This window comes from Phytohabitans kaempferiae, assembly GCF_042433955.1.
Classification (GTDB): domain Bacteria; phylum Actinomycetota; class Actinomycetes; order Mycobacteriales; family Micromonosporaceae; genus Phytohabitans; species Phytohabitans kaempferiae.
Genome location: NZ_JBHLUH010000025.1, coordinates 1 through 20,817, shown reverse-complemented (window position 1 = coordinate 20,817; position 20,817 = coordinate 1). Strand labels below are relative to the sequence as shown.

The window sequence follows — 20,817 nt, the reverse complement described above, 5'->3', positions numbered from 1 at the left end:
CCGCAAAGATGGCGAATCCGTTCGTCAAGGGCTGGCGCTACTTCTTGGCGCTGTTCGGCGCCAAGATCGACGAGTACGCCGATCCCAAGGTGCAGATCCAGCAGGCCATCGAGGATGCGCAGCGCCAGCACCAGGCGCTCGTCCAGCAGGCGGCCGCCGTGATCGGCAACCAGCGCCAGCTGGAGATGAAGCTTTCCCGCCAGATGTCCGAGGTGGAAAAGCTCCAGTCGATGGCCCGCCAGGCGCTGGTGCTCGCCGACAAGTCGCGGGCCGGCGGTGACGAGGCCGAGGCGGTCAAGTACGAGCAGACCGCCCAGACGCTCGCCACGCAGCTGGTCTCCGCCGAGCAGTCGATGGAAGACCTCAAGACGCTGCACGACCAGGCGCTCGCCGCCGCGGGCCAGGCCCGCCAGGCGGTGGAAAACAACGCGATGGTCCTCCAGCAGAAGCTGGCCGAGCGCACCAAGCTGCTCTCCCAGCTCGAGCAGGCCAAGATGCAGGAGAGCGTGGCCCGCTCGCTGGAGTCGATGTCCGCGCTGGCCGCGCCGGGCAACACGCCTTCGCTCGACGAGGTCCGGGAAAAGATCGAGCGCCGCTACGCCAACGCGATGGGGCGCGCCGAGCTCGCCGGCAACTCGGTCGAGGGGCGCATGCTCGAGGTCCAGAAGTCCACGTTGGACCTCGCCGGCTCCTCCCGGCTGGAGCAGATCCGGGCCAGCATGGCGGGCGAGAAGCTCGCGGCCCAGCCGGCGACGCCCGCCGTCGAGCCGGCCAGCGCCGCCGACGCGGCCGGTGTGGCCCGTCTCGACCAGATCCGCGCCAGCCTGGCAAACAAGGAAAAGACCACCGGCGACGCCAGCGCGGCCGGCTAGCGGGAGTTCCCAGTGGCAGCAGATCCCCGGGCCCGCTACTTCCGGCGGCTGCGTCGGTTACGCCGTTCCGCGCGCCGATGGAGCGTCCTCGCCGCGGGCCTGGGGGGAGCCGCTGCGGTGCTCACGCCATACGCCGGGCTCGGCCTTCCCGACGCGGGCTGGGCCGCGGCGGCGGGCGGGTCGATCGCGTTGGCCGCGTGGCGCTGGGTCGACTACCGGGCGCTGGCGGCGCAGCCCGCGCCCCCGCCGCCCGACCCCGCGCTCGCGGGCGACCAGGCCCGCGCCAAGCTGATCGCCGCCGTCGAGCGGCTGCCCGTCGGGCGCACCGCCCTCGACGAGGTGCGCCGCCAGCAGGCCCGCTTCGCCCTGCGCGGCTCGGCGGCGGCCGGCCCCTGGAGCCGCCTCGACCGCGCCTCGATGACGCTGTCCGGGCTCGCCGGCCGGCTCAGCGGCCCTGGTGAGCCGGCGGTGCTGGAGGCGGCGGTGGCCGAGCGTTCCCTGCGCGACCTGGCCCACCGGGTCGCGAGCGTGGAGAAGGCGTTGCGCTTCGCCCCGCCGGACACGAGGCCGGCGCTGGAGGAGGCTCGCGCCACGCTGGTCGAGCAGTTGGAGGGCGGCGTGGTCGCCTACGAGCGGCTGGTCGCCGCGGCGGCGAGCTACGTCGCCGAAGACGGCCGCTCGGCGACCGAGCACCCCGCCGTCGCCCGGCTCACCGAGGCGAGCGACATGCTGCGCGGTGTCGCCGAAGGGCTGGCCGAGCTGCGCGAGTTCACCGAGCCGGTGCGCCTGCGCGACCCGATGCGCGCGCCCGGCTCCCAGACCGCCTAGCGCTGGCGTGTCCGAGGCCGGCGCGGTGCCCACGCGCTCCCCCGCGCGGCACGACATGCTCGTCGAGCTGGCCGGCCATGTGCTCGCGGTGTCCCGCCCCCATCCGGTGCGCGTGGCGCTCGACGGCTGCTCGGCGGCGGGCAAGAGCACGATGGGCGACGAACTGGCCGAGGTGCTGCGCGAGCGCACGGCACGGCCGGTGGAGCGGGCCGGGATCGACTACTTCAAGAAGGCGGTCGCGCTGCGCACGGCATACCCGCCCGCCTCGCCGGAGAGCTACTACCTCGACTCGTGGGACAACGCCGCCATCCGCGACGAGCTGCTGGTCCCGCTCGGCCCCGGCGGCAGTCGCCGCTACCGCACGGCGGTGATGGACCTGCCCGCCACGACCCCGATCGACGGCCCGGTGCGGGTCGCCACCGACGACCTGATCCTCGTCGCCGACGGCTGCTTCCTCCAGCGGCCCGAGCTCGACCCGCACTGGGATCTGCGGATCTGGCTCGACGTCGGCTTCGACGTGGTGCTGCGCCGAGGCGTGGCGCGCGATCAGGCGTGGATGGGATCGGCGGCGCACACCGAGGCGCGCTACCGCGCCAAGTACATCCCCGGCGAGCGGCGCTACGTCGACGAGGTGCGGCCGGACCAGCGGGCCCAGATCGTGGTCGACAACCGCGACTTCGCGCGGCCCCGGCTGACCCGGCTGCCCGGCACGCCATAGCGGCCGATGTGGGGGCGGTTCGGCCCGTACTCCTTCACGTCGTAGCGGCCCCGGGCGGTGTCACGAGCGGGCCGGTGAGACAAGTGCGACCGGGCCGAGCAGCCACGCGTCGGTCGTCGACGACACCGTGAGCGTGCTGGCGGAGCGGAGGCGGGCAGGCAGTACGCGGGCGTCCGTACCGAGCGTGTGCCAGCCCTCCGGCGTGCCGTCCGAGCGGCTCTGCGCCACGTTGTCGCCGCCGATGACCGTGCCGCCGAGCGTGAGCCGCTCGCCGGTGAGCGTACGGTCGCCCTCCCACGCCACCAGCCCGACCGTCGCGTCGCCCGGCGTGCCCCAGAGCGGAGAGGTGTACGAGCCCTCGCGCGCCACCGGCGTGAAACCGTCGAAGACCGCCACCGTCCGCTGTGGACCACCCGTGTCGACGACCAGGAGCAGGGCCCAGCCGCCGTACGCGTTGTAGCCGCCGGCGAGGTCGTCCCGGTCCACCGCGACCCACCAGGTGCCGCCTCGGCTGCCCCGGACCAGCGAGGTGACCTCGGCCGACGCCTGGTACGTGCGCCCGAGGTCGGGGTCCGAGGCGGTGTCGACCCGCGTGGCCGGCACCGGGACGTACCCCTCCGCGCCGGGTGCGTGGAGCCGCGCGACGGGTTCGTTGGGGCGGTGCCCGGTGCCGGACCAGTAGAGGCCGGCCCAGAGCACCTTCCCACGTACGGGGATGGTCGCCCCGCTGACCGCCGCGCCGTACGGATGTCCGGCCGGCGCGTTCCGCTGGGCGTACCTGGTCATGTGGTAGTCGCCGTTGTCCGCCGCGCGCTGCCCCGACCGGGCATCCGGGCAGGTCAGCGATATCCCGCCGCAGGAGAGCAGCGAGTTGCCGCCGATCGCGAGCGTGGCCGGTGCGGTGCCGGCGAAGACCGCCGGGAGGCCGCTGGCGCGTACGCCGGCCGGTGCGGTGGCGTCGGTCGCGCGGGCGCCGGGCGCGGTGAGCCGGACCCGCGGGGTCTCCTCGGCGGCGGAGTCGGAGACGTCGACCGGAAGGTACGCGTGGGTCGTGCCGCCGGCGCCGAGCGAGGAGCGTCCACACCGGGCACCGCCGGTGGCGGCCGCGCACTGCCAGCCGTCGCCGGCCGGGCCGGTGCGCAGGCTCACTCCACGAGGGAGGGTCACCTGCGCGGTCAGCGGGCCGGTGCCGGCCGGCGGTGGCACGGCCCGCTCGGGGTAGCCGCCCCCCGAGCCGCCCGGCTGTCCAGCGTGGACCACGGTCAGCGCGAGCACGCCCGGCCGCCCGCGGACCAGCGTGCCGACCGGCTCCAGCCGCGCCTCCATCGTGGCCACGCCCGGCGTGGGGGAGGCCGGCGGGGACGGTGCGGGCGGCGCGGCGAACGTGGGCGGCGGGGGCGGCGGTGTGCTCGCCGGCGGTACGACCGGCGAGGGCGGCTCCGCCGGCGGAGGTGCCGGCACCACGGGCGAGGGCGAGGGGCGCGGCCCGGCGACCGGCGTGGGCTGCCCGGTCAGCACGATCGCGAGTGCCGCCGCGGCGGCGGCCACCGTCGCACCACCGGCCGCCGCCTGCACCGACCTGCGCCGGGCCAGCCGCCCGAGCAGCCCGAGCGCCGTCCCGCCGGACCCGCTGGCGATGCCCAGGTACGCCCCGGCCGAGCTGGCCAGCAGCGCACCTGCCAGCACCTCGCCCATGCCCGCGTTGACCTCGGCCAGCTCGACGAAGAGCAGGTGGCAGCGGTGGCAGTCGTCAAGGTGCGCCTTCACCCGGCCGTTGTCGCGCCGGGACAGGCCATCCCGCACGTACGCGCCGAGCCGTTCCAGCGCCCACCGGCACTCGTCGGCCGGGTCGGCGGCGATGTGCTCCTGGAGGTAGTGCTGGCGCAGCCGCTCGCGGGCCCGGTACGCCATCGCGGCCACACCGTTTGGCGTCAGCCCCAGCCTCGGTGCCAGCTCGGCGGGGGTCTCGCCCTCGACCTCGGTGTGCCACAGCACCGTCTGCCAGTGCTCGGGCAGTCGGGCGAAGGCGCGCGCGACGAAGGCGTACTCCATGCCCTGCACCGCCGTGTCCACGAAGGGCACGCCGGGGTCGTGGGCCTCGGGGTCGTCGGTCACCGCCTCGCGGCGGGCCTTGCGGGTCCGGTCGTAGAAGAGGCGGCGGATGGTCGTGAGCAGGTACGGCCGGAACGCGGACGCCGGCCCGCCGCCGTCCTCCAGCGTGGCGAGCAGTTTGGCGAACGCCTCGGCGACCAGGTCCTCCACGTCGGCGGGATCGCGTGCCAGCGTGCGGGTCATCCGGCGCGCGGCCTCCACGTGGCCGCGATAGAGCAGGGCAAACGCGCCCGTGTCGCCGGCACGGACCGCCGCGATCAGGTCGGCGTCGCTCAGCTCGGCGGGCGGAGCGCCGGGACCGAGGGCGTATTCGTCTGTCATCGTCCCTGCCACGGTTGGGGGGAATCACCGGTTGGGGAGTGGTGCGGTTGCGGAAAGACCACCGGTTCGGGGGAATCACCGAGACAAACGCCGCACGTGGAGCGCTGTCACGCCCTTGTCCGTGTTGTCCAGATAAATCCTCCCCCGAAAATCGGAGTCATAACCCCGGGGTCGCCCTGTCGTGGTGGTGAGGAAACCCAGATGGCCAGGGTTTCGCACCGAATGTGGGAGCGGGTCATGGCGATGGATGGCGACCGGTGGCTGTCGGCGAAGGCGGCCGAGCGGCGGGCCCGGACGATCTACCGGTACCGCACCGACGCCGAGGCGCTGCGGGACGCCTGGCGGGCCGGCGCGGTCGAGCGCGGCTGGGCGCCGGAGGACTGGTGGGTCCCGGGCGTGGACGCGGTGGCGCGGGCGCTGGTGGACGGGCGGGCGGGCGGTCCGGCGTACGCACGGCTGGGGCGGGAGCGGGCCGAGGCCGGCATCGGCATCCGGGCGGCCCTGGACGACGTGCTCCTGCTGCACGAGCGGATGGGGTCGGCCGGGCCGCCGCCGCAGGTGGTGTGCGCGCTGGTACAGGCGTGGGCGGCGGTGGTGCTGGCGCCGGTACGGGTCCTGCTCTGCGCCGACCTCCCGACCGCCGAGCACCTGCGGGCGCGCTTCGCCGAGCTGTACCGGGACGCGCTCCCCGAAGGGCTGGCCCTGCTGGTCGTCGAGGCACGCGCGGCCAGCAGCGAGTGGGAGGCGGTGACGCTGCTGCTGGAGGCGGGGGCGCGTACCCCCTCGGTCTTCGCCGCCGAGGCGCCGATGGCCCGGATGTCACCTGAGCGGGTGGTCGCCCTGGTCCGGGACGACGCGGGTCCGGTCATCCGCGAGGCCCTGCACGGCGCCCGGATCGTCCCCCTGCCGCGGGACCTGTCGCGGGCGGCGGCGCTGGTCGCCCGGGTCGGGCGGGATCAGGACTGACAGACCGGGCACCAGTAGGTGGACCGCTCCGCCTGCTCGACCTTGCGGACGGGCGTGCCGCAGCGGCGGCAGGGCTGGGCGCGGCGGCCGTACACGTAGGTGGTCTCGGTCTTGCGCAGTGAGCCGGTGGTGCTCTGGGCCCACCGGCCGCGGTTGGCGGCCAGCAGCTTCTGCGCGAGCGTGACCATGCCCGGCAGGTCGGGCACGTCGCGCACCGGCTTCCACGGGTCGACGCCGCGGAGGAAGAGCACCTCGCACTTGTAGAGGTTGCCGATGCCGGCGAGGTTGCGCTGGTCGAGCAGCGCCTCGGCGATCGCGGTGTCGGGCTGGGCGGCGAGCCGGCGCACCGCCTCGGCCGGATCCCAGTCGGAGCCGAGCAGGTCTGGCCCGAGGTGCCCGACCAGGCTCTTCTCCTCCGCGGTCGGCACCAGCGCGAGATCGTGCAGGTGGTAGCCGACCGCCACCGCGTCGGCCGTGCGCAGCACCGCCCGGATCAGGTGAGCCGGGCGGGCGGCCCAGCGCTCGCCCGGCGCGTAGACCCGCCAGGCGCCCTCCATCCGCAGGTGGGAGTGGAGCGTCAGGTGCCGCTCGCCCTCCGCGTCGCGGACCCGCAGCAGCAGGTGCTTGCCGCGGCTGGCCGACTCCAGCACGGTCCAGCCGGCCAGGTCGGCGGCGGCGAGCCGGGGCACGCGGAAGTCGGTCGCGGTGAGCCGCCCGCCGGCCAGGGCGCGGTGCAGCGCTCGGGCCGTGTTCCAGACGGTGTCACCCTCGGGCACGCGTCCCATCCTCCCGCACCGGGCCTTGTCGCGTGCCGGACGCCGCCCGGAAATGGAGGGGACCGCGCCAGAGGCTCCTCCCTACGATGGCGGCGTGGATACGAGCGCGAGCCGTGAGGCTAGCGCGGGTCTTGTCGCGCGGGGCTCGCTCAGGCGGCCACGAGGCGGACGACGTCTCCCGGGGTCACCGAGAGCACGACGGCGGCCCGCCCGCCGTTGACCGCGACCGCCGCGCGCCCGGCGGAGTCCACATAGACCACCAGCCCGCCCGGCGCCGCCTCCGCGAAGGTCGTGCCCCGCACCGCGCGCACCCCGCCGACCCGCAGGCTGGCGCCGAGCCCGTCGAGCGCGTCGCCACCTGCGGCGAGCTGCACGTTGCCGAAGCGGTCGATGGTCAGCACCTCCGCCTCCAGCCACCCCTCGCCGACCGCGACGACCGGCTCCGGCAGGCGGACCAGCGTGGCCGGGTCGGCGGCCGGGCCGGCGTCGCCGAGATCCGCGCCGAGCGCGAGGCGGGCGGCCACCGGCGCGAAGATGTCGCGCCCGTGGAACGTGCGCGAGACGTCCGCCAGGAACCACTCCGGATTGGCCAACTCCACCAGCGCCTCGATGCCGCCGAGCGCATCCGCCGCCCAGGGCAGCAGGCCGTTGTCAGGACCGACGAGCAGGCCGCCGGGCGTGCGCGCCGCGATCCCGCGCCGGGTCGTGCCCACGCCAGGATCGACCACCGCCACGTGTACCGCCGGGGGCAGATGCGGCACGGTCTGCGCGAGCACCGCGGCCCCCCGCGGCACGTCGCCCGGTGCCACGCCGTGTGTGACGTCGATGACTCGCACGCCGGGGGCGAGCCGCGCGATCACCCCGTGGCACGAGGCGACGAATCCGTCCGAGAGCCCGTAGTCGGTCGTGAAGCTGATCCAGTCGTAGCGGCCCATGCCTGAACGTTAGCGGGGGATCGCTGCTCGTGTCCGTCCCCGTCCCGGCCGCCGGTTAGTGTGATCGGCATGCGGTTGTGCGTTTTCACCGAACCTCAGGAAGGTGCCTCCTATGACGACCTGCGCAAGGTCGCCCAGCGGGCCGAGGAGTGTGGCTTCGACGGTTTCTTCCGCTCCGACCACTTCCTGACGATGAGCGGCGACGGGCTGCCCGGTCCCACCGACGCGTGGCTGACGCTGGCCGCGTTGGCCGTGCAGACCAGTCGCATCCGGCTGGGGACGCTGGTCTCGTCGGCGACTTTCCGGCTGCCCGGGACGCTGGCGGTCGCGGTGGCGCAGGCCGACCAGATGAGCGGCGGGCGGATCGAGCTGGGGCTCGGCGCGGGGTGGTTCGAGGCGGAGCACACCGCTTACGGCATACCGTTTCCGCGGGTGAAGGAGCGCTTCGACCGGTTCGAGGAGCAGCTTCAGGTGATCACCGGCCTGTGGCGTACGCCGGTGGGCGAGCGCTTCACCTTCCACGGCGACCACTACGACCTGACCGACTCGCCCGCGCTGCCCAAGCCCGCCCAGACGCCGGGGCCGCCGATCATCATCGGGGGCGCCGGCCCGAAGCGTACGCCGGCGCTCGCCGCCCGGTACGCCGACGAGTTCAACGTGCCGTTCCAGCCGGTCGAGGAGAGCGCGCGCATCTTCGAGCGCGTGCGCGAGGCGTGCGCGGCGCAGGGGCGCGAGGTGCCGATCGTGTTCTCGGTGGCGCAGACCGTCGCGTGTGGACGTACGCCGGCCGAGGCGAAGGCACGGGCCGAGCGGATCGGCCTGACCGGCGGCGTGACCGGCACGCCGTCCGAGGTGGTCGACCAGATCGGCCGGTACGCCGAGCTGGGCGTGACCCGCTTCTTCCCGCAGTTCCTCGACCTGAGCGACCTGGACCACCTGGACCTCTTCGCCTCCGACGTGGCGCCACAGCTGCCATGACCCGCGTCCTGTTGGTGCCCGGCCGCAGCCCCGCCGGCCCGGGCCACTGGCTGACCCTGTGGGCGGACGCGCATCCCGAGTACGTGTGGGTCCGCCGCCGCACCACGCCCGACATCGACCTGGACGACCGCGTGGCGGCGCTCGACCGCGTGCTGGCCGCCGACCCCGAGCCGGCCGTACTTGTCGCCACCAGCCTGGGCTGCCTGACGGTGGCGCGCTGGGCCGCGGGGGCCGGAGGCGGTGTGCCGGCCGCGCGCGGCCAGGTGGTGGCGGCGTTGCTGACCGTGCCGCCGGACGTGCCCGATCTCGTGGATCCGTTGCCACGCCTGCCGTTTCGCACGGTCGTGGTGGGCAGCCGGGACGACGAACACATGTCGTTCGCCCGCGCCCAGGCTTTCGCGGAGGCGCTGGGCGCCGACTTCTACGACGGCGGCGCCGTCGGCCACCTCAACACCGCGAGCGGTTACGGACCATGGCCCGACGGGGAACGCCTCTTGGCCCGCCTGCTGGCGGAGGTGGAGCCGTCCTGATCCCGCCCGGTGGGCAGGCATCGGCCCGGACCTCGCTCGCCCTGCGGGCGGGGTGCCCGCGCGGCACGCGACCGGTGCGGCTATGGAGTTTTCAGAGTCGAGGTGGTCGCGCGGCTGGGCTGACCTCGGATCTGGTGTCCTGTGATGGAGAAGCTGTCGAGCTGGGCGCACCGGTGCCCCTTGCCCGGGCTGACGGGCCGGGAGGCGGTCCGTCCGTGGCGACCGGTTGACCTCAGAGAGCCTGTTGCAAAATCGTCAGATTCGCGCGAACTGAGGATCGCGCTAGGGCGTGTCTGGTGGATCTTGTGGGTGCGAGGCGAGGTCCAGGCGGCGGTCCGGTGGTGCCGGGCGGAAGGTCGCATACCGGTGTTGTATGTGGCCTTTCGTCCGGTGCCGCCGGGCGCCGTCTGGGCCCGCCGCAGCCCCGCAAAGATCCACCAGACACGCCCTAACCCTCGCTGGCCGCCGTTCGACGGCCAGCGACCGATACAAACCATGTTCTTCTCGACACTCACTGTGATCGAGCAATTTTGCAACAGGCTCCAGAGGGTGAACTTTTCGCCACGCACGACCTTGACCTCCAAGACCGGGAGCACCCCCGCCCCCCAAAAAGGGGCACGCGGGCACGCCCTCGATCAACCAGATGCGGCCGGATCAAGAGAGTTTTCGGTGTCGGGGTGGAGGGCGTGATCGAGCGTCCGTGGCGACGCGTGGCGACAAAATCGGGGGACTTGCTGTTACGCCCGTAGCGGGAGGCAGCAAAGTCAGGGATGTTGTCGGGATCTTGGCGGGAGGGCGCCCAGGCTTCCGGGGCTTCAATGCCTACCGTCAGGTAGCGCCCCCGGGGGCCGGCGGCGACACGCGGCGGCGAGCAACCGGGACGTCGTGCCTGCTTTCGGGCTTGCGGTGAGCCGACAAATCGGCAGAATGCGGCGGTCTTCGGTGACCATTGTGGACGGGGCCAAGACCCTGACTCCGAAGCTCTCAAGACGGCTTGTGGCGCCAATAGCAGCCATGAATAGCAGCCATGACTCGTCTTGACCCGGAGGCTGCCTGCCCGGTGGGCAGTCCGATCGCGAGGCTGAGCAAGTGTGCCGGCGGCAGACCGTGTGCCGCACGCGCGCCGGTGATACGGCGCGAGTTGGCGCGTTGACGCGCCCAACTCGACAGCTCCGCCCGGGCCGAGGCCCACGTCGGGCCGGGTCGCGATCGCGAGGACGCGGAGGGTGAGGCTGCGGGAGCAACGGTCAGGAGCACGACGGGCATCGCGGCAGCTCCCCTCTGTCACACCAGGGGCGAACCGCAACGGACAGCACGAACCTCGACCGCGAAAGATCTCTAGCCGCGCAGCCGCAGGCCCCGGGGCGTGGCGCGGAACCCGGCCGCGGTCAGGGCGTCGCGCAGCGGGGAGGTGAAGACGCCCTCGCCGTCGGCGCGTTCTACGGAGAGGGCGCCCAGCGCTCCGGTGTGGACGGCGTCGGCGAGGGCCTTGGCGGCGGTGGCCAGTGCCTCGTCGTCGTCCACGAAGGACAGGAGGGTGCGGCCGCCGCGTTCGACGTAGAGGGTCAGCTCGCCGGCGACCAGGACCACCAGCGCGCCCGCCTTGCGGCCCGGGCGGTGGCCGGTGCCCTCCTGGGCGACCACGCGCTCCGGCCAGGGGAGGGCGGCGCCGTAGGGGCTGGCGGGATCGGTGGCGGCCAGCACCAGCGCGCTCGGTGAGCGGCGGTGGTCGTCGGCCAGGGCGCGCAGGCGGTCGACGGCGCCGGGCACCGCGAACTGGGCCGCGCCCAGGCCCTCGACGAAGTAGCCACGGCGGGCGGCGCCTCGCTCCTCAAGCGCGGCGAGCACCGGGTAGACCGCGGCGAAGCCGCCCGGCACGCCCTCGGCCATCACCGCGCCGCGTGTGACCACCCCGTGGCGCTCCAGCAGGGCGTCGGCGAGTGCGGCGGCTCGGTGAGTGGGGTCGTTGTCTCGCTCGGGCAGGCGGGACCAGCGGCCGGCGACGGTGGGCGGGCCGGTGCGGGAGGGGAGGGCGACCCGCCCCGGGCGGCGGTATCGGGTGCGCGGCGCGGCCGGCTTGGCCCGGTGGGCGCCACCGCCGCCGCCGAGGAGGGTGCGGAGGGGAGCGAGCGTGTCGTTGGTGAGGTAGCCGGCCCAGACGAGATCCCACACCGCGGCGATGAGCGCCTCGTCGTCGGCCACACCGCCCCGGCCCGCCGCGATGCCGGAGCCGGCCGCGCCAGACCAGGTCACCTCGACCGAGCCGGAGGCGGGCGGGCCGGGAGGGGGACCGGCGGTGAGAGCGGCGGTCACCCGGTCGGAGAGGGCGCGGAAGAACAGGGCCTGACCGTCGGCCAGCGCGTCGACCACGGCCTGGTGCAGCGGGGTGAGCGTGAGCGACTCGTCGGGGGGCGGGAGGAGGAGCGGCGCCAGGTCGGCGTAGGCGAGCGTGACCCAGCCGTCGCCGCCCGCGATGGCGCCGGAGCCGGCCCACAGGACCTCGCCGGAGGCGCAGAGCTCGTCGAGGTAGGCCGGTGAGTAGTCGGCGACCCGGCCGGGCAGCACCAGGCGCTCCAGGGCCGAGGCGGGCACGGCGGCGCCCTGGAGCTGCTCGACGGCGGCGGCCACGGCCTCGACGCCGCGCGCGGAGGCGCCGACGTGCTGCCACCGGGGGAGGAAGGTGGCCAGCGCTCGCGGCGGCACCGGCTCGATCTCGCGGCGCAGCGCGGCCAGCGAGCGGCGCCGCAGCATGCGCAGCACCTCGGCGTCGCACCACTCGGCTACGAAGGTGCTCGTCCCGGACGGCGCCGCGGAAGCGACCCCCACCGGCGAGAACTCTCCCGAGACCACGCGACCGGTGGTGGCCAGCCGGCGCAGCGCCTGCTCGACCACGAAGACGCCGAGGCCGAAGCGGGCCGCGCAGGCCGCCGCGGTGAAGGGGCCGTGCGTGTGGGCGTAACGCGCGACGAGGTCGCCGAGCGGGTCGGGGACCGGCTCGACGTACGCCTGGGCGACGCCCACCGGCAGGGCCACGCCCAGCGCGTCGCGGTAGCGCCCGGCGTCTTCGACCGCGATCCAGCGATCTTCGCCGGCGACGCGCACCAACAGCGCCCGGCGCGAGCGCTCCAGCTCGGCGGGCCAGTCGGGCGAGGCGCCCCGCAGGGCAAGCTCGTCGAAGGAGAGATCGCCGAGCAGGCGCAGCAGCTCGGCCACGTCTTCGGCGTCGCGGGGGCGGCGCTCGTCGGTGAGCCACTGGAGCTGCCGCTCGGTCGCGGTGACCACCGACGGCTCCAGCAGCTCGCGCAGGTCGACCCGGCCGAGCAGCTCGCCCAGCAGCGTGGAGTCGAGGGCGAGCGCGGCCGCGCGGCGCTCGGCGAGGGGTGCGTCTCCCTCGTAGAGGAAGGCCCCCACGTAGCCGAATAGCAGCGACCGGGCGAACGGCGACGGCTTTGCGCTCTCGACCTCGACCAGCCGCACCTTGCGGGCCGCCAGGTCGCGCATCAGCCCGACCAGCCCCGGCACGTCGAACACGTCCTGGAGGCACTCGCGGGCCGCCTCGAGGGTGACCGGAAAGTCCGCGTACTCCCGGGCGACGTCGAGCAGCTGCGCCGCCTTCTGCCGCTGCTGCCACAGGGGCTGGCGGCGGCGGGGGTCGCGGCGGGGGAGCAGGAGCGAGCGGGCGGCGCACTCTCGGAAGCGGGACGCGAAGAGCGCGGAGGTGCCGACCGACTCCTCGACGAGCTGGGAGATCTCCTCCGGGTCGAACGCCACCAGCTCCGCGCCGGGAGGCTGGTCGGCCGTGTCGGGCAGCCGCACCACGATGCCGTCGTCGGAGGGCATGACCTGGGCGTCGACCCCATAGCGCTCGGCGAGGCGGCGAGCCACGGCGAGCGCCCACGGGCCGTTTACCTTGGCGCCGAGCACACAGTGGACGGCCAGCCGCCAGTCGCCCAGCTCGTCGCGGAAGCGCTCGACCACGATCGTGCGGTCGTCGGGGAGGGAACGGGTCGCCTCGCGCTGCTCGCGCAGGTAGGCCAGCAGGTTGCCCGCCGCCCAGTCGTCGAGCCCGCCCTCGCGCAGCGCGGCGGCGGCCGCCTCGTCGTCCTGCCGCACGAGCGCGCGCAGCCGGGCGCCGATCGCCCGCCCCAGCTCGACCGGGCGGCCCGGCTGGTCACCCTTCCAGAACGGCATCCGCGCCGCGGCGCCGGGCGCGGGTGAGACGAGCACGCGGTCGGGCGTGATGTCGTCGATCCGCCACGAGGTGGAGCCGAGGAGGAAGACGTCGCCGACGCGCGACTCGTAGACCATCTCCTCGTCGAGCTCGCCCACCCGGGCGGCGCGCTCGGCACCGGCCAGGAAGACGCCGAAGAGCCCGCGGTCGGGGATCGTGCCGCCGCTGGTCACCGCCAGCCGCTGGGCGCCGGGTCGGCCGGTGAGCAGGTCGGCCGCGCGATCCCAGACCAGGCGGGGGCGGAGCTCGGCGAAGGCGGTCGACGGGTAGCGCCCGGAGAGCATGTCGAGCACCGCGTGCAGGGCCGAGTCGGGCAGCTCGGCGAAGGGCGCGGCGCGGCGGACCAGCGTGGCGAGGTCGGCCAGCGCCCACTGGTCGAGCGCCACCATCGCGACGATCTGCTGGGCCAGCACGTCGAGCGGATTGCGCGGGTAGCGCAGCTCTTCGATCGCGCCGTCGCCCATCCGCTCCGCGACCACCGCGCAGGAGAGCAGGTCGCCGCGGTGCTTGGGGAAGACCACGCCCCGGGAGACCGCGCCCACCTGGTGCCCGGCCCGGCCGACCCGCTGGAGCCCGGCGGCCACGCTCGGCGGTGCCTCGATCTGCACGACCAGGTCGACCGAGCCCATGTCGATGCCGAGCTCGAGGCTGGAGGTGGCGACGACGGCGGGCAGCCGGCCAGCCTTGAGCGACTCTTCGATGTGCTTGCGCTCCTCGCGGGAGACGCTGCCGTGGTGGGCCCGGGCGATCACCGGCGGCGCCCCGCTGGCGGCCCCCGACTGGGCCATGATCTGCGCGGGCAGCGACCGCGGCCCCCGGCCGCCGGCCACTTCGGAGTCGGACGACCCGGCGACGGCCTCCGCCGCCAGCTCGTTGAGCCGGGCGCAGAGCCGCTCGGCCGAGCGCCGCGAATTGGTGAAGACGATCGTGGACCGGTGCTGCCCGATCAGATCGAAGACCCGCTCCTCGACCGCCGGCCAGATCGACGCGCGGCGCGAGCCCTCCTCCGGCTCGCCCACCTCGTCGAGCTGCGTCATGTCTTCCACCGGCACCTGCACGCTGACCTCGATGGTCTTGGCGGTGCGCGGCTGGACCACCTCGACGTGGCGGGAGCCGCCGAGGAAGCGCGCCGTCTCCTCGATGGGGCGCACGGTGGCGGAGAGGCCGATGCGCTGGGCCGGCCGCGGGAGCATCGCGTCGAGCCGCTCCAGCGAGAGTGCGAGGTGGGCTCCGCGCTTGGTGGCCGCGACCGCGTGCACCTCGTCGACGATCACCGTCTCGACGCCCGCGAGCGACTCTCGCGCGGCCGACGTGAGCAGCAGGAACAGTGACTCGGGCGTGGTGATCAGGATGTCTGGCGGGGTGCGCTGGAAGGCCCGCCGCTCGTCGGCCGGCGTGTCACCAGTGCGCATGCCGACCGTGATGTCGGGCTGCGGGACGCCCAGGCGCGCGGCGGCGTGCCGGATGCCGGCCAGCGGCGCCCGCAGATTGCGCTCGACGTCGACCGCGAGCGCCTTGAGCGGGCTCACGTAGAGCACGCGGCAGCGCCGCTTGGGGTCGGCCGGCAGCGGCTCGCGGGCCAGCCGGTCGAGCGACCACAGGAACGCCGCGAGCGTCTTGCCCGAGCCGGTCGGCGCCACGACAAGCGCGTGGTGACCGTCGCCCACCGCACGCCACGCACCGGCCTGCGCGTCGGTCGGCGCCGCGAAGGCGGCACCGAACCACTCCCGCGTCGCCCGCCCGAAGCGTCCCAGCACGTCCACCACGGACCCAATACTGCCCCGCGGGTGTGACATCAACGCAACGTAACGAGCGAATCGGTCAGGTAAACTTACCTCCGGGCGAGGGGCGGGAGACATCTATGCGAGGTACGGCGGTGGTCGGCCGTGTGCTTGCCGCTGCCCTCCTCGCCGTACTGGCCCTCACCTCGGTGCACGGAGCGGCCTCGTCGGTCGCCCCGGTGGGCGCGATGGCCCAGGGGCCCGCCTCGATCGTGGCGGCACTCGTGCAGGCCGCCCCGTGCGTCGCGAGCTGTGACCAGCGGCTTGACCTCAAGTCGCCCGTACCAGGGAAGGCTCTTCCAAGGCTCGCGGACGCCGAGCGGCCGACGGCGGCCGAGCCCCACGTGGCTCTGCCGGTCGCCGTCACGTCGGCACCACATTTCTCGCGGGCCCCACCACTCCTCCGCTGATCCGCGGTCCTATCCAGATCAACGCGCCGGGGGTAGCCCGGTGCGGAGCGGAGGCATACCCAAATGCACGTTGGCGACGCGCTTGTCGCACTCGGCGGAGCGTTTCTGGCGGCGGCCGTGCTGGCCCGCCTCGGAGCCAGGATCGGCCTGCCCACGATTCCCCTCTTCATGCTGGCGGGGGTGGTGTTCGGCCCGCACACGCCGGGCATCGTCTTCGTCGAGGACCCCACCGACCTGGCCCTCATCGCGGCACTCGGCCTGGTCTTCCTGCTCTTCTACCTCGGCCTGGAATTTCACACCGACGACCTGGTGGCGGGCGGGCGGCGGATGCTCGCGGCCGGGCTCGGCTACCTCGTACTCAACATCGGCGGCGGGCTGGCGCTCGGCTTCGCCTTCGGATGGGGTACCCGCGAAGCGCTGGTGATCGCCGGCATCGTGGGCATCTCGTCGTCCGCGATCGTCACCAAATTGCTGGTCGAGACCGGTCGTATGCGCAACCCCGAGTCCCGGCTGATCCTCGGCGTGATCGTGATCGAGGACATCTTCCTCGCGCTCTACCTGGCGATGCTCCAGCCGGTGCTGGGCAACGCGAGCGGGGCGGTCGAGGTGGCGACCGACCTGGGCAAGGCGTTCGCGTTCCTGATCGTGCTCGCCGCGCTGGCCCGGTGGGGCGCCCGGATGGCCGGGCGGCTGCTCCGTGTCTTCAACGACGAGTTGCTTGTCGTCTTCTTCGTCGGGCTCGCCGTGCTCTCCGCGGGCGTGGCCGAGGAGTTGGGCGTGTCGGACGCCATCGGCGCGTTCATGATCGGTCTGGTACTCGGCAGCTCGACCGCCGCGGAACGCGTCCGTTCGCTGGTGCGCCCACTGCGCGACGGCTTCGCCGCGATCTTCTTCTTCGCCTTCGGACTCACCATCAACCCCGGCGACATCGGCCCCGTGCTGGTGCCGATCGCGGCCGCGGTGGTGCTCACCGTCGTACTCAACATCGCCGCCGGGGCCCTGGCCGCGCGCTTGCACGGGTACGGGCGGCAGGAGGCGGCCAACATCGGGCTGACCGTGCTCACCCGAGGGGAGTTCTCGCTGATCCTCGGCTCGCTGGCGGTGGCGGCGGGGCTGGACTCCCGGATCGCGCCCTTCGTGGCCGGCTATGTGCTGGTGCTGGCCGTGATCGGCCCGCTGGCCGTACTTCGTTCGGAGAAATTCGCCGCGATCTTCCCCGGACGGCGTACGGTTCACAGGGAACGTACAGAGAGTCAAGATAAGATGCCCGCCATGATCGTGGCACCTGCCCAGGAGGGCAGCAGTAGCGAGCCGGGTGACACCCGGCGCACGACATCTACCGAGAGCCGGCGATGCTGATCGCGATCGGTCTGCTTCTCATCCTGGCGCTCACCGCGCTGACCGGATACTTCGTCGCGCAGGAGTTCGGCTACGTCGCCGTCGACCGGGGCAAGCTCCGCCGCCTCGCCGACGAGGGCGACCAGGCCGCCGCGCGGGCGTTGGTGGTAACCGGGCGGCTTTCGTTCATGCTCTCCGGCGCGCAGCTCGGCATCACGGTGACCGTGCTGCTCGTCGGGTACGTCGCCGAGCCCTTCGTCGGTGAAGGGCTCGCCGAGCTGCTCGGCATGGCGGGCGTCTCGCGCGCGGTGAGCCTGCCCGTCTCGGTGATCCTGGTGCTGCTCCTGTCGACCGGCATCCAGATGGTGCTCGGCGAGCTGGCGCCGAAAAACCTGGCCATCGCCCGCCCGGAGCAGTTGGCGCGGGCGTTGAGCCGGTCCACACTGATGTACCTGACGGTGTTCGGGCCGGTGATCCGCCTCTTCGACCTGGCGGCGGCCCGGCTGCTCCGCCGGGTCGGCGTGGAGCCGATCGAGGAGCTGCCCTCCGGCGCCACCGCGGAGGACCTCGAGCAGATCATCGCCGAGTCGCGGGCGGAGGGGCACCTCGACGCCCAGATGTCCATGCTGCTCGACCGGGGGCTCGACTTTCGCCGGCTCACCGCGGACGAGGTGATGGTCCCCCGGGTCGACGTGCACACCGTGCGGGCCGACGAGCCGGTGCGCCGGGTCGTCGACCTGCTGGAGACCGGACACTCGCGCTTCCCGGTGCAGGGCGGCGAGGGCGTAGACGACGTCGCCGGCGTGGTGAGCATCGCCGACGTGATGGAGGTGCCGCCGGCGGATCGGATGACGACGCCGGTCCGCGCGGTGGCCGTACCCCCGTTGATGGTGCCCGGGACGCTCCCGCTGCCGGCGGTGCTCGACCGGCTGCGGGCCGGGCACCGCCAGATGGCGTGCGTGGTCGACGAGTACGGCGGCTTCGCCGGCGTGATCACGCTGGAGGACATCGCGGAGGAGCTGGTCGGCCCCATCCGCGACGAAGACGACCATCCGGAGCCCGCCCCGCACCGCCAGCCGGACGGTTCGTGGCTCGTACCAGGGCGCTGGCGCATCGACGAGGTGGCCGACGCGACCGGCGTCGAGCTGCCCGAGGCGCCGGAGTACGACACGCTCTCCGGCCTCGTGATGCGCGAGCTGGGGCGGGTCCCCGAGGTGGGCGACCGGGTGGAGTTCGCGGTAGACGGCGGCGCGGCGGTGCTGTCGGTCGAGTCGGTCGACCGCCACGTGCCCGAGTCGGTGCGGCTGGAGGTGCGCCCGTGAGCGCCACCGCCTCCTCCACCGCACGCGGCCGTGCGGTGCGGGGGCGGCCATGAGCACCGGCTGGGCACTGGTGCTCTCGCTGATCCTGCTGGCGCTCAACGCCTTCTTCGTGGCTGCCGAGTTCGCGCTGGTGGGCAGCAAGCGATACCGGCTGGAGCAGGCGGCCGCCGACGGCAGCCGCGCGGCGAAGGCGGCCCTCGACGGCAGTCGCGAGCTGTCCGTCATGCTCGCCGGCGCGCAGCTCGGCATCACGCTCTGCACGCTCGGCCTGGGCGCGCTCGCCGAGCCGGCGATCGAGCACCTACTCAGCCCGGCCCTGCACGCGATCGGGCTGCCCGACACCGCCAGCCACGTGATCGGGTTCCTGGTCGCGCTGCTGGTGGTCGGCTTCCTGCACCTGGTGGTCGGCGAGATGGCCCCCAAGTCGTGGGCGATCACCGACCCGGAGCGCTCGGCGCTGCTGCTGGCGCTGCCGTTCCGGGCGTTCGCGCGGCTGACCCGCCCGGCGCTGATGCTTTTCAACGGGCTGGCCAACGGCGTGCTCCGTCTGGTCAAAGTGGAGCCACAGGATCAGCTCGCCCAGGTGCACGGCCCGGAGGAGCTGCGCATCCTGCTCGAACAGTCGCGCGAGCACGGCACGCTCGCGGCCGACCAGGAGCAGTTGCTGACCAGCATGCTCCAGCTCCAGCGCACCAGCGTGGCCACGGTGATGCAGCCGCTCGACCACCTGGTCACCATCCCGCTCGACGAGACCGCCGAGCAGATCGAGGAGATTTCCCGATCCTGTGGGCGTTCCAGGCTGGCTGTCGTCGCCCCCAGCGACGGGACGCCCGGCGGCGAAGCGAGCGCGATCCGGCTCCGTCCGGGGTGGACACTGGTGGGTCTGGTCCATGTGCGGGACGCTGTAAGGGCGACCACCTTCGGGCGGCCGGCCACCGCGGCCGAGTTCATGACGGAGCCGTTCGTGCTGCCGGCCACGGCCACGGTCACCGAGGCGGTCGCGGCGATGCGCGCCGAGCGCGCCCAGCTCGCGCTCGTCAGCGAGGGCACGGACACGGTCGGCTTCGTCGCCCTGGAAGACCTGCTCGAAGAGGTCATCGGCGAGTTCGACGACGAGACGGATGCCGTGCCGCAGGGCCGGCGGATGCGATAGGAGCATCGATGGTATTCAAGAAGTTGCTGGGAGCTTTCGGCGTCGGCGGGCCGTCCGTCGACACCGTCCTGGCAAACTCCAACACTCGGCCCGGCCTGACGCTCGACGGTCAGATCCACATCATCGGCGGCGACCACGACGTCAAGATCGACCAGGTCTCGCTCGGCCTGGTCACGCGCGTCGAGGTGGAGAGCGGCGACGCCAACTACGACTCCGCGGTGGAGTTTCACCGGATCGCGGTGGCGGGCGCGTTTCCGCTCGGCAAGGGTGAGCGCAGGGACATCCCGTTCAGCTTCCCCGTGCCGTGGGAGGCGCCGGTCACCGACGTCTACGGCCAGCGCCTGCGCGGCATGACGATGGGCCTGCGCACCGAGCTCGCCGTGGCCAAGGCGGTCGACAAGGGCGACCTCGACCCGGTGCAGGTGCATCCGCTGCCCGCGCAGGAGCGCATCCTCGACGCCTTCCACCAGCTCGGCTTCCGCTTCAAGGGCGCCGACCTCGAGCGCGGTCGCATCTACGGCGTCAACCAGCAGCTGCCGTTCTACCAGGAGATCGAGTTCTTCCCGCCGCCGCAGTACGCGGGCGGGATCAACGAGGTCGAGCTCACCTTCGTCGCCGACCCGCACGGCGTCGAGGTGATCCTGGAGTTCGACAAGCGGGGCGGCTTCCTCAGCAGCGGCCAGGACTCGTACGGTCGCTTCCGGGTCGAGCACGCCACGGTCGACCAGACCGACTGGCGGGCCGTGGTGGACGGTTGGGTCCGCTCCGCCAGCGACCGCTACTCCAGCCTCCGCGCCGCGCACGGGTTCCACGGTGGTCACGGTCACCACGGTCACCACAGCGGCCACGGTCGCGGCCTGGGCGCGGGCGCGGTGGTCGCCGGTGCCGGCGCGGGTCTGCTCGGCGGCATGGTGCTCGGCGGGATGATGGGCGACGCCTTCGAGGGCGGCGACGACGACTTCGGCGGCGAAGACTTCGGCGAGTGATCCCCGCGGTGTGAAAGGCCCCGCTTCGGCGGGGCCTTTTCGTTTCCGCGGGACTTCCGCCGGTGATCCCGCGCTTTTCAGGGCGCCGTCCCGGCGAGGGCTTTCCGTATCCTGCGTAGGGGCGGGTCGGGAGCGCTTCTCGGCGCGGGCGCGGGAGCTGGCGATCTACTCGCTGCTCGACATCGGCGCCGCGGTGGGCTCGCTGCTCGGCTCTTGGCGAGTACGGCCGGTGTCATGGCGCCGTTCTGGGTGGCGGCGGGGGCGATGGTCGGTATCACGGCGTTCGCGTGGCGGCCCCTCCGCGCGGCGGACGCCTGATCAGGGCCGCCATTCCTCCGTGTGGCGGAAGGGCGGCCCCGGCAATGGCTCAGTACTGGCGTTCGGGGAGGACGGCCTTGGCCTGTTCCTGGGTGAAGGTGGTTTCTTCGGTGACGACGCGGGGTTCGACGGTTTCGCCGGCGTGGACCTTCTCGACGAGTTCCATCAGTTGTGGGCCGAGCAGGGGGCTGCATTCGACGATGAAGTTGATTTTGCCGTCGGCGAGGGCTTGCATGCCGTCG

The 20,817-nt window shown here is 73.6% G+C and carries 15 protein-coding genes and 1 pseudogene; 11 read left to right on the top strand and 5 right to left on the bottom strand.

Annotated features, from left to right (window positions below):
- The first annotated feature begins 8 nt into the window (after window positions 1-8).
- The 3 genes from ACFFIA_RS15930 to ACFFIA_RS15920 are packed head-to-tail and all read left to right on the top strand — an operon-like array spanning window position 9 to window position 2,418.
- Entirely contained in the window at window positions 9-872 is an 864-nt protein-coding gene (locus ACFFIA_RS15930; RefSeq protein WP_377251613.1) for a PspA/IM30 family protein, read from the top strand.
- 12 nt (window positions 873-884) lie between these two features.
- Window positions 885-1,700, top strand: coding sequence for a phage shock envelope stress response protein PspM (gene pspM, locus ACFFIA_RS15925; protein ID WP_377251611.1), 816 nt, complete (start codon window positions 885-887; stop codon window positions 1,698-1,700).
- A 25-nt stretch (window positions 1,701-1,725) separates the two neighbouring features.
- Window positions 1,726-2,418 (top strand): nucleoside/nucleotide kinase family protein, encoded by a 693-nt coding sequence (locus ACFFIA_RS15920; RefSeq protein ID WP_377251609.1) that lies wholly within the window; start codon window positions 1,726-1,728, stop codon window positions 2,416-2,418.
- Between the two features lie 60 nt (window positions 2,419-2,478).
- On the opposite strand, the gene ACFFIA_RS15915 is transcribed toward ACFFIA_RS15920, so the two are convergent.
- Window positions 2,479-4,851, bottom strand: coding sequence for a sigma-70 family RNA polymerase sigma factor (locus ACFFIA_RS15915; protein ID WP_377251607.1), 2,373 nt, complete (start codon window positions 4,849-4,851; stop codon window positions 2,479-2,481).
- Window positions 4,852-5,088: 237 nt separating this feature from the next.
- On the opposite strand from ACFFIA_RS15915, the gene ACFFIA_RS15910 reads away from it, so the two are divergent.
- Entirely contained in the window at window positions 5,089-5,817 is a 729-nt protein-coding gene (locus ACFFIA_RS15910; protein ID WP_377251605.1) for a hypothetical protein, read from the top strand.
- On the opposite strand, the gene ACFFIA_RS15905 is transcribed toward ACFFIA_RS15910, so the two are convergent.
- Both ACFFIA_RS15905 and ACFFIA_RS15900 read right to left on the bottom strand, forming a co-directional pair.
- Window positions 5,808-6,593 (bottom strand): DNA-formamidopyrimidine glycosylase family protein, encoded by a 786-nt coding sequence (locus ACFFIA_RS15905; protein ID WP_377251603.1) that lies wholly within the window; start codon window positions 6,591-6,593, stop codon window positions 5,808-5,810. The genes ACFFIA_RS15910 and ACFFIA_RS15905 overlap by 10 nt on opposite strands.
- A gap of 149 nt (window positions 6,594-6,742) precedes the next feature.
- Window positions 6,743-7,528 carry an SAM hydrolase/SAM-dependent halogenase family protein gene (locus ACFFIA_RS15900; RefSeq protein WP_377251601.1) on the bottom strand — a complete coding sequence of 262 codons (786 nt, stop codon included), beginning with the start codon at window positions 7,526-7,528 and terminating at the stop codon, window positions 6,743-6,745.
- A gap of 69 nt (window positions 7,529-7,597) precedes the next feature.
- Here ACFFIA_RS15900 and ACFFIA_RS15895 point away from each other — a divergent pair, with 69 nt between their 5' ends.
- Both ACFFIA_RS15895 and ACFFIA_RS15890 read left to right on the top strand, forming a co-directional pair.
- Window positions 7,598-8,506 (top strand): LLM class F420-dependent oxidoreductase, encoded by a 909-nt coding sequence (locus ACFFIA_RS15895; protein WP_377251599.1) that lies wholly within the window; start codon window positions 7,598-7,600, stop codon window positions 8,504-8,506.
- Entirely contained in the window at window positions 8,503-9,036 is a 534-nt protein-coding gene (locus tag ACFFIA_RS15890; RefSeq protein WP_377251597.1) for an RBBP9/YdeN family alpha/beta hydrolase, read from the top strand. The genes ACFFIA_RS15895 and ACFFIA_RS15890 overlap by 4 nt, the downstream gene beginning before the upstream one ends.
- A 1,338-nt stretch (window positions 9,037-10,374) precedes the next feature.
- Here ACFFIA_RS15890 and ACFFIA_RS15885 read toward each other — a convergent pair.
- Window positions 10,375-15,033, bottom strand: a complete 4,659-nt coding sequence (locus ACFFIA_RS15885; RefSeq protein ID WP_377251595.1) for an ATP-dependent helicase — start codon at window positions 15,031-15,033, stop codon at window positions 10,375-10,377.
- A gap of 95 nt (window positions 15,034-15,128) precedes the next feature.
- Between ACFFIA_RS15885 and ACFFIA_RS15880 the strand changes: the two genes are divergently transcribed.
- From ACFFIA_RS15880 to ACFFIA_RS15860, 5 genes are all read left to right on the top strand, one after another.
- Window positions 15,129-15,458 carry a hypothetical protein gene (locus ACFFIA_RS15880; protein WP_377251593.1) on the top strand — a complete coding sequence of 110 codons (330 nt, stop codon included), beginning with the start codon at window positions 15,129-15,131 and terminating at the stop codon, window positions 15,456-15,458.
- Window positions 15,459-15,521: 63 nt separating this feature from the next.
- Window positions 15,522-16,817, top strand: a complete 1,296-nt coding sequence (locus ACFFIA_RS15875) for a cation:proton antiporter (protein WP_377251591.1) — start codon at window positions 15,522-15,524, stop codon at window positions 16,815-16,817.
- The gene (locus ACFFIA_RS15870) at window positions 16,811-18,118 is read left to right on the top strand and encodes a hemolysin family protein (protein ID WP_377251589.1); all 1,308 of its coding nucleotides are present in this window, start codon (window positions 16,811-16,813) and stop codon (window positions 18,116-18,118) included. The genes ACFFIA_RS15875 and ACFFIA_RS15870 overlap by 7 nt, the downstream gene beginning before the upstream one ends.
- Window positions 18,119-18,167: 49 nt before the next feature.
- Window positions 18,168-19,271 carry a hemolysin family protein gene (locus tag ACFFIA_RS15865; RefSeq protein WP_377251587.1) on the top strand — a complete coding sequence of 368 codons (1,104 nt, stop codon included), beginning with the start codon at window positions 18,168-18,170 and terminating at the stop codon, window positions 19,269-19,271.
- An 8-nt stretch (window positions 19,272-19,279) separates the two neighbouring features.
- Window positions 19,280-20,257, top strand: coding sequence for a sporulation protein (locus ACFFIA_RS15860; RefSeq protein WP_377251585.1), 978 nt, complete (start codon window positions 19,280-19,282; stop codon window positions 20,255-20,257).
- A gap of 367 nt (window positions 20,258-20,624) precedes the next feature.
- Here the strand turns inward: ACFFIA_RS15860 and ACFFIA_RS15855 are convergent.
- Window positions 20,625-20,817 (bottom strand): annotated as a pseudogene (locus ACFFIA_RS15855) (LacI family transcriptional regulator); the annotation flags it as partial.

Bases quoted from the DNA above. Each gene is read 5' to 3' on its own strand.
- ACFFIA_RS15930 (WP_377251613.1), top strand. From the start codon at position 9: ATGGCGAATCCGTTCGTCAAGGGCTGGCGCTACTTCTTGGCGCTGTTC.
- ACFFIA_RS15875 (WP_377251591.1), top strand. From the start codon at position 15,522: ATGCACGTTGGCGACGCGCTTGTCGCACTCGGCGGAGCGTTTCTGGCG.
- ACFFIA_RS15880 (WP_377251593.1), top strand. From the start codon at position 15,129: ATGCGAGGTACGGCGGTGGTCGGCCGTGTGCTTGCCGCTGCCCTCCTC.
- ACFFIA_RS15895 (WP_377251599.1), top strand. From the start codon at position 7,598: ATGCGGTTGTGCGTTTTCACCGAACCTCAGGAAGGTGCCTCCTATGAC.
- ACFFIA_RS15860 (WP_377251585.1), top strand. From the start codon at position 19,280: ATGGTATTCAAGAAGTTGCTGGGAGCTTTCGGCGTCGGCGGGCCGTCC.
- ACFFIA_RS15910 (WP_377251605.1), top strand. From the start codon at position 5,089: ATGGCGATGGATGGCGACCGGTGGCTGTCGGCGAAGGCGGCCGAGCGG.
- ACFFIA_RS15865 (WP_377251587.1), top strand. From the start codon at position 18,168: ATGAGCACCGGCTGGGCACTGGTGCTCTCGCTGATCCTGCTGGCGCTC.
- ACFFIA_RS15870 (WP_377251589.1), top strand. From the start codon at position 16,811: ATGCTGATCGCGATCGGTCTGCTTCTCATCCTGGCGCTCACCGCGCTG.
- ACFFIA_RS15890 (WP_377251597.1), top strand. From the start codon at position 8,503: ATGACCCGCGTCCTGTTGGTGCCCGGCCGCAGCCCCGCCGGCCCGGGC.
- ACFFIA_RS15900 (WP_377251601.1), bottom strand. From the start codon at position 7,528: ATGGGCCGCTACGACTGGATCAGCTTCACGACCGACTACGGGCTCTCG.
- ACFFIA_RS15915 (WP_377251607.1), bottom strand. From the start codon at position 4,851: ATGACAGACGAATACGCCCTCGGTCCCGGCGCTCCGCCCGCCGAGCTG.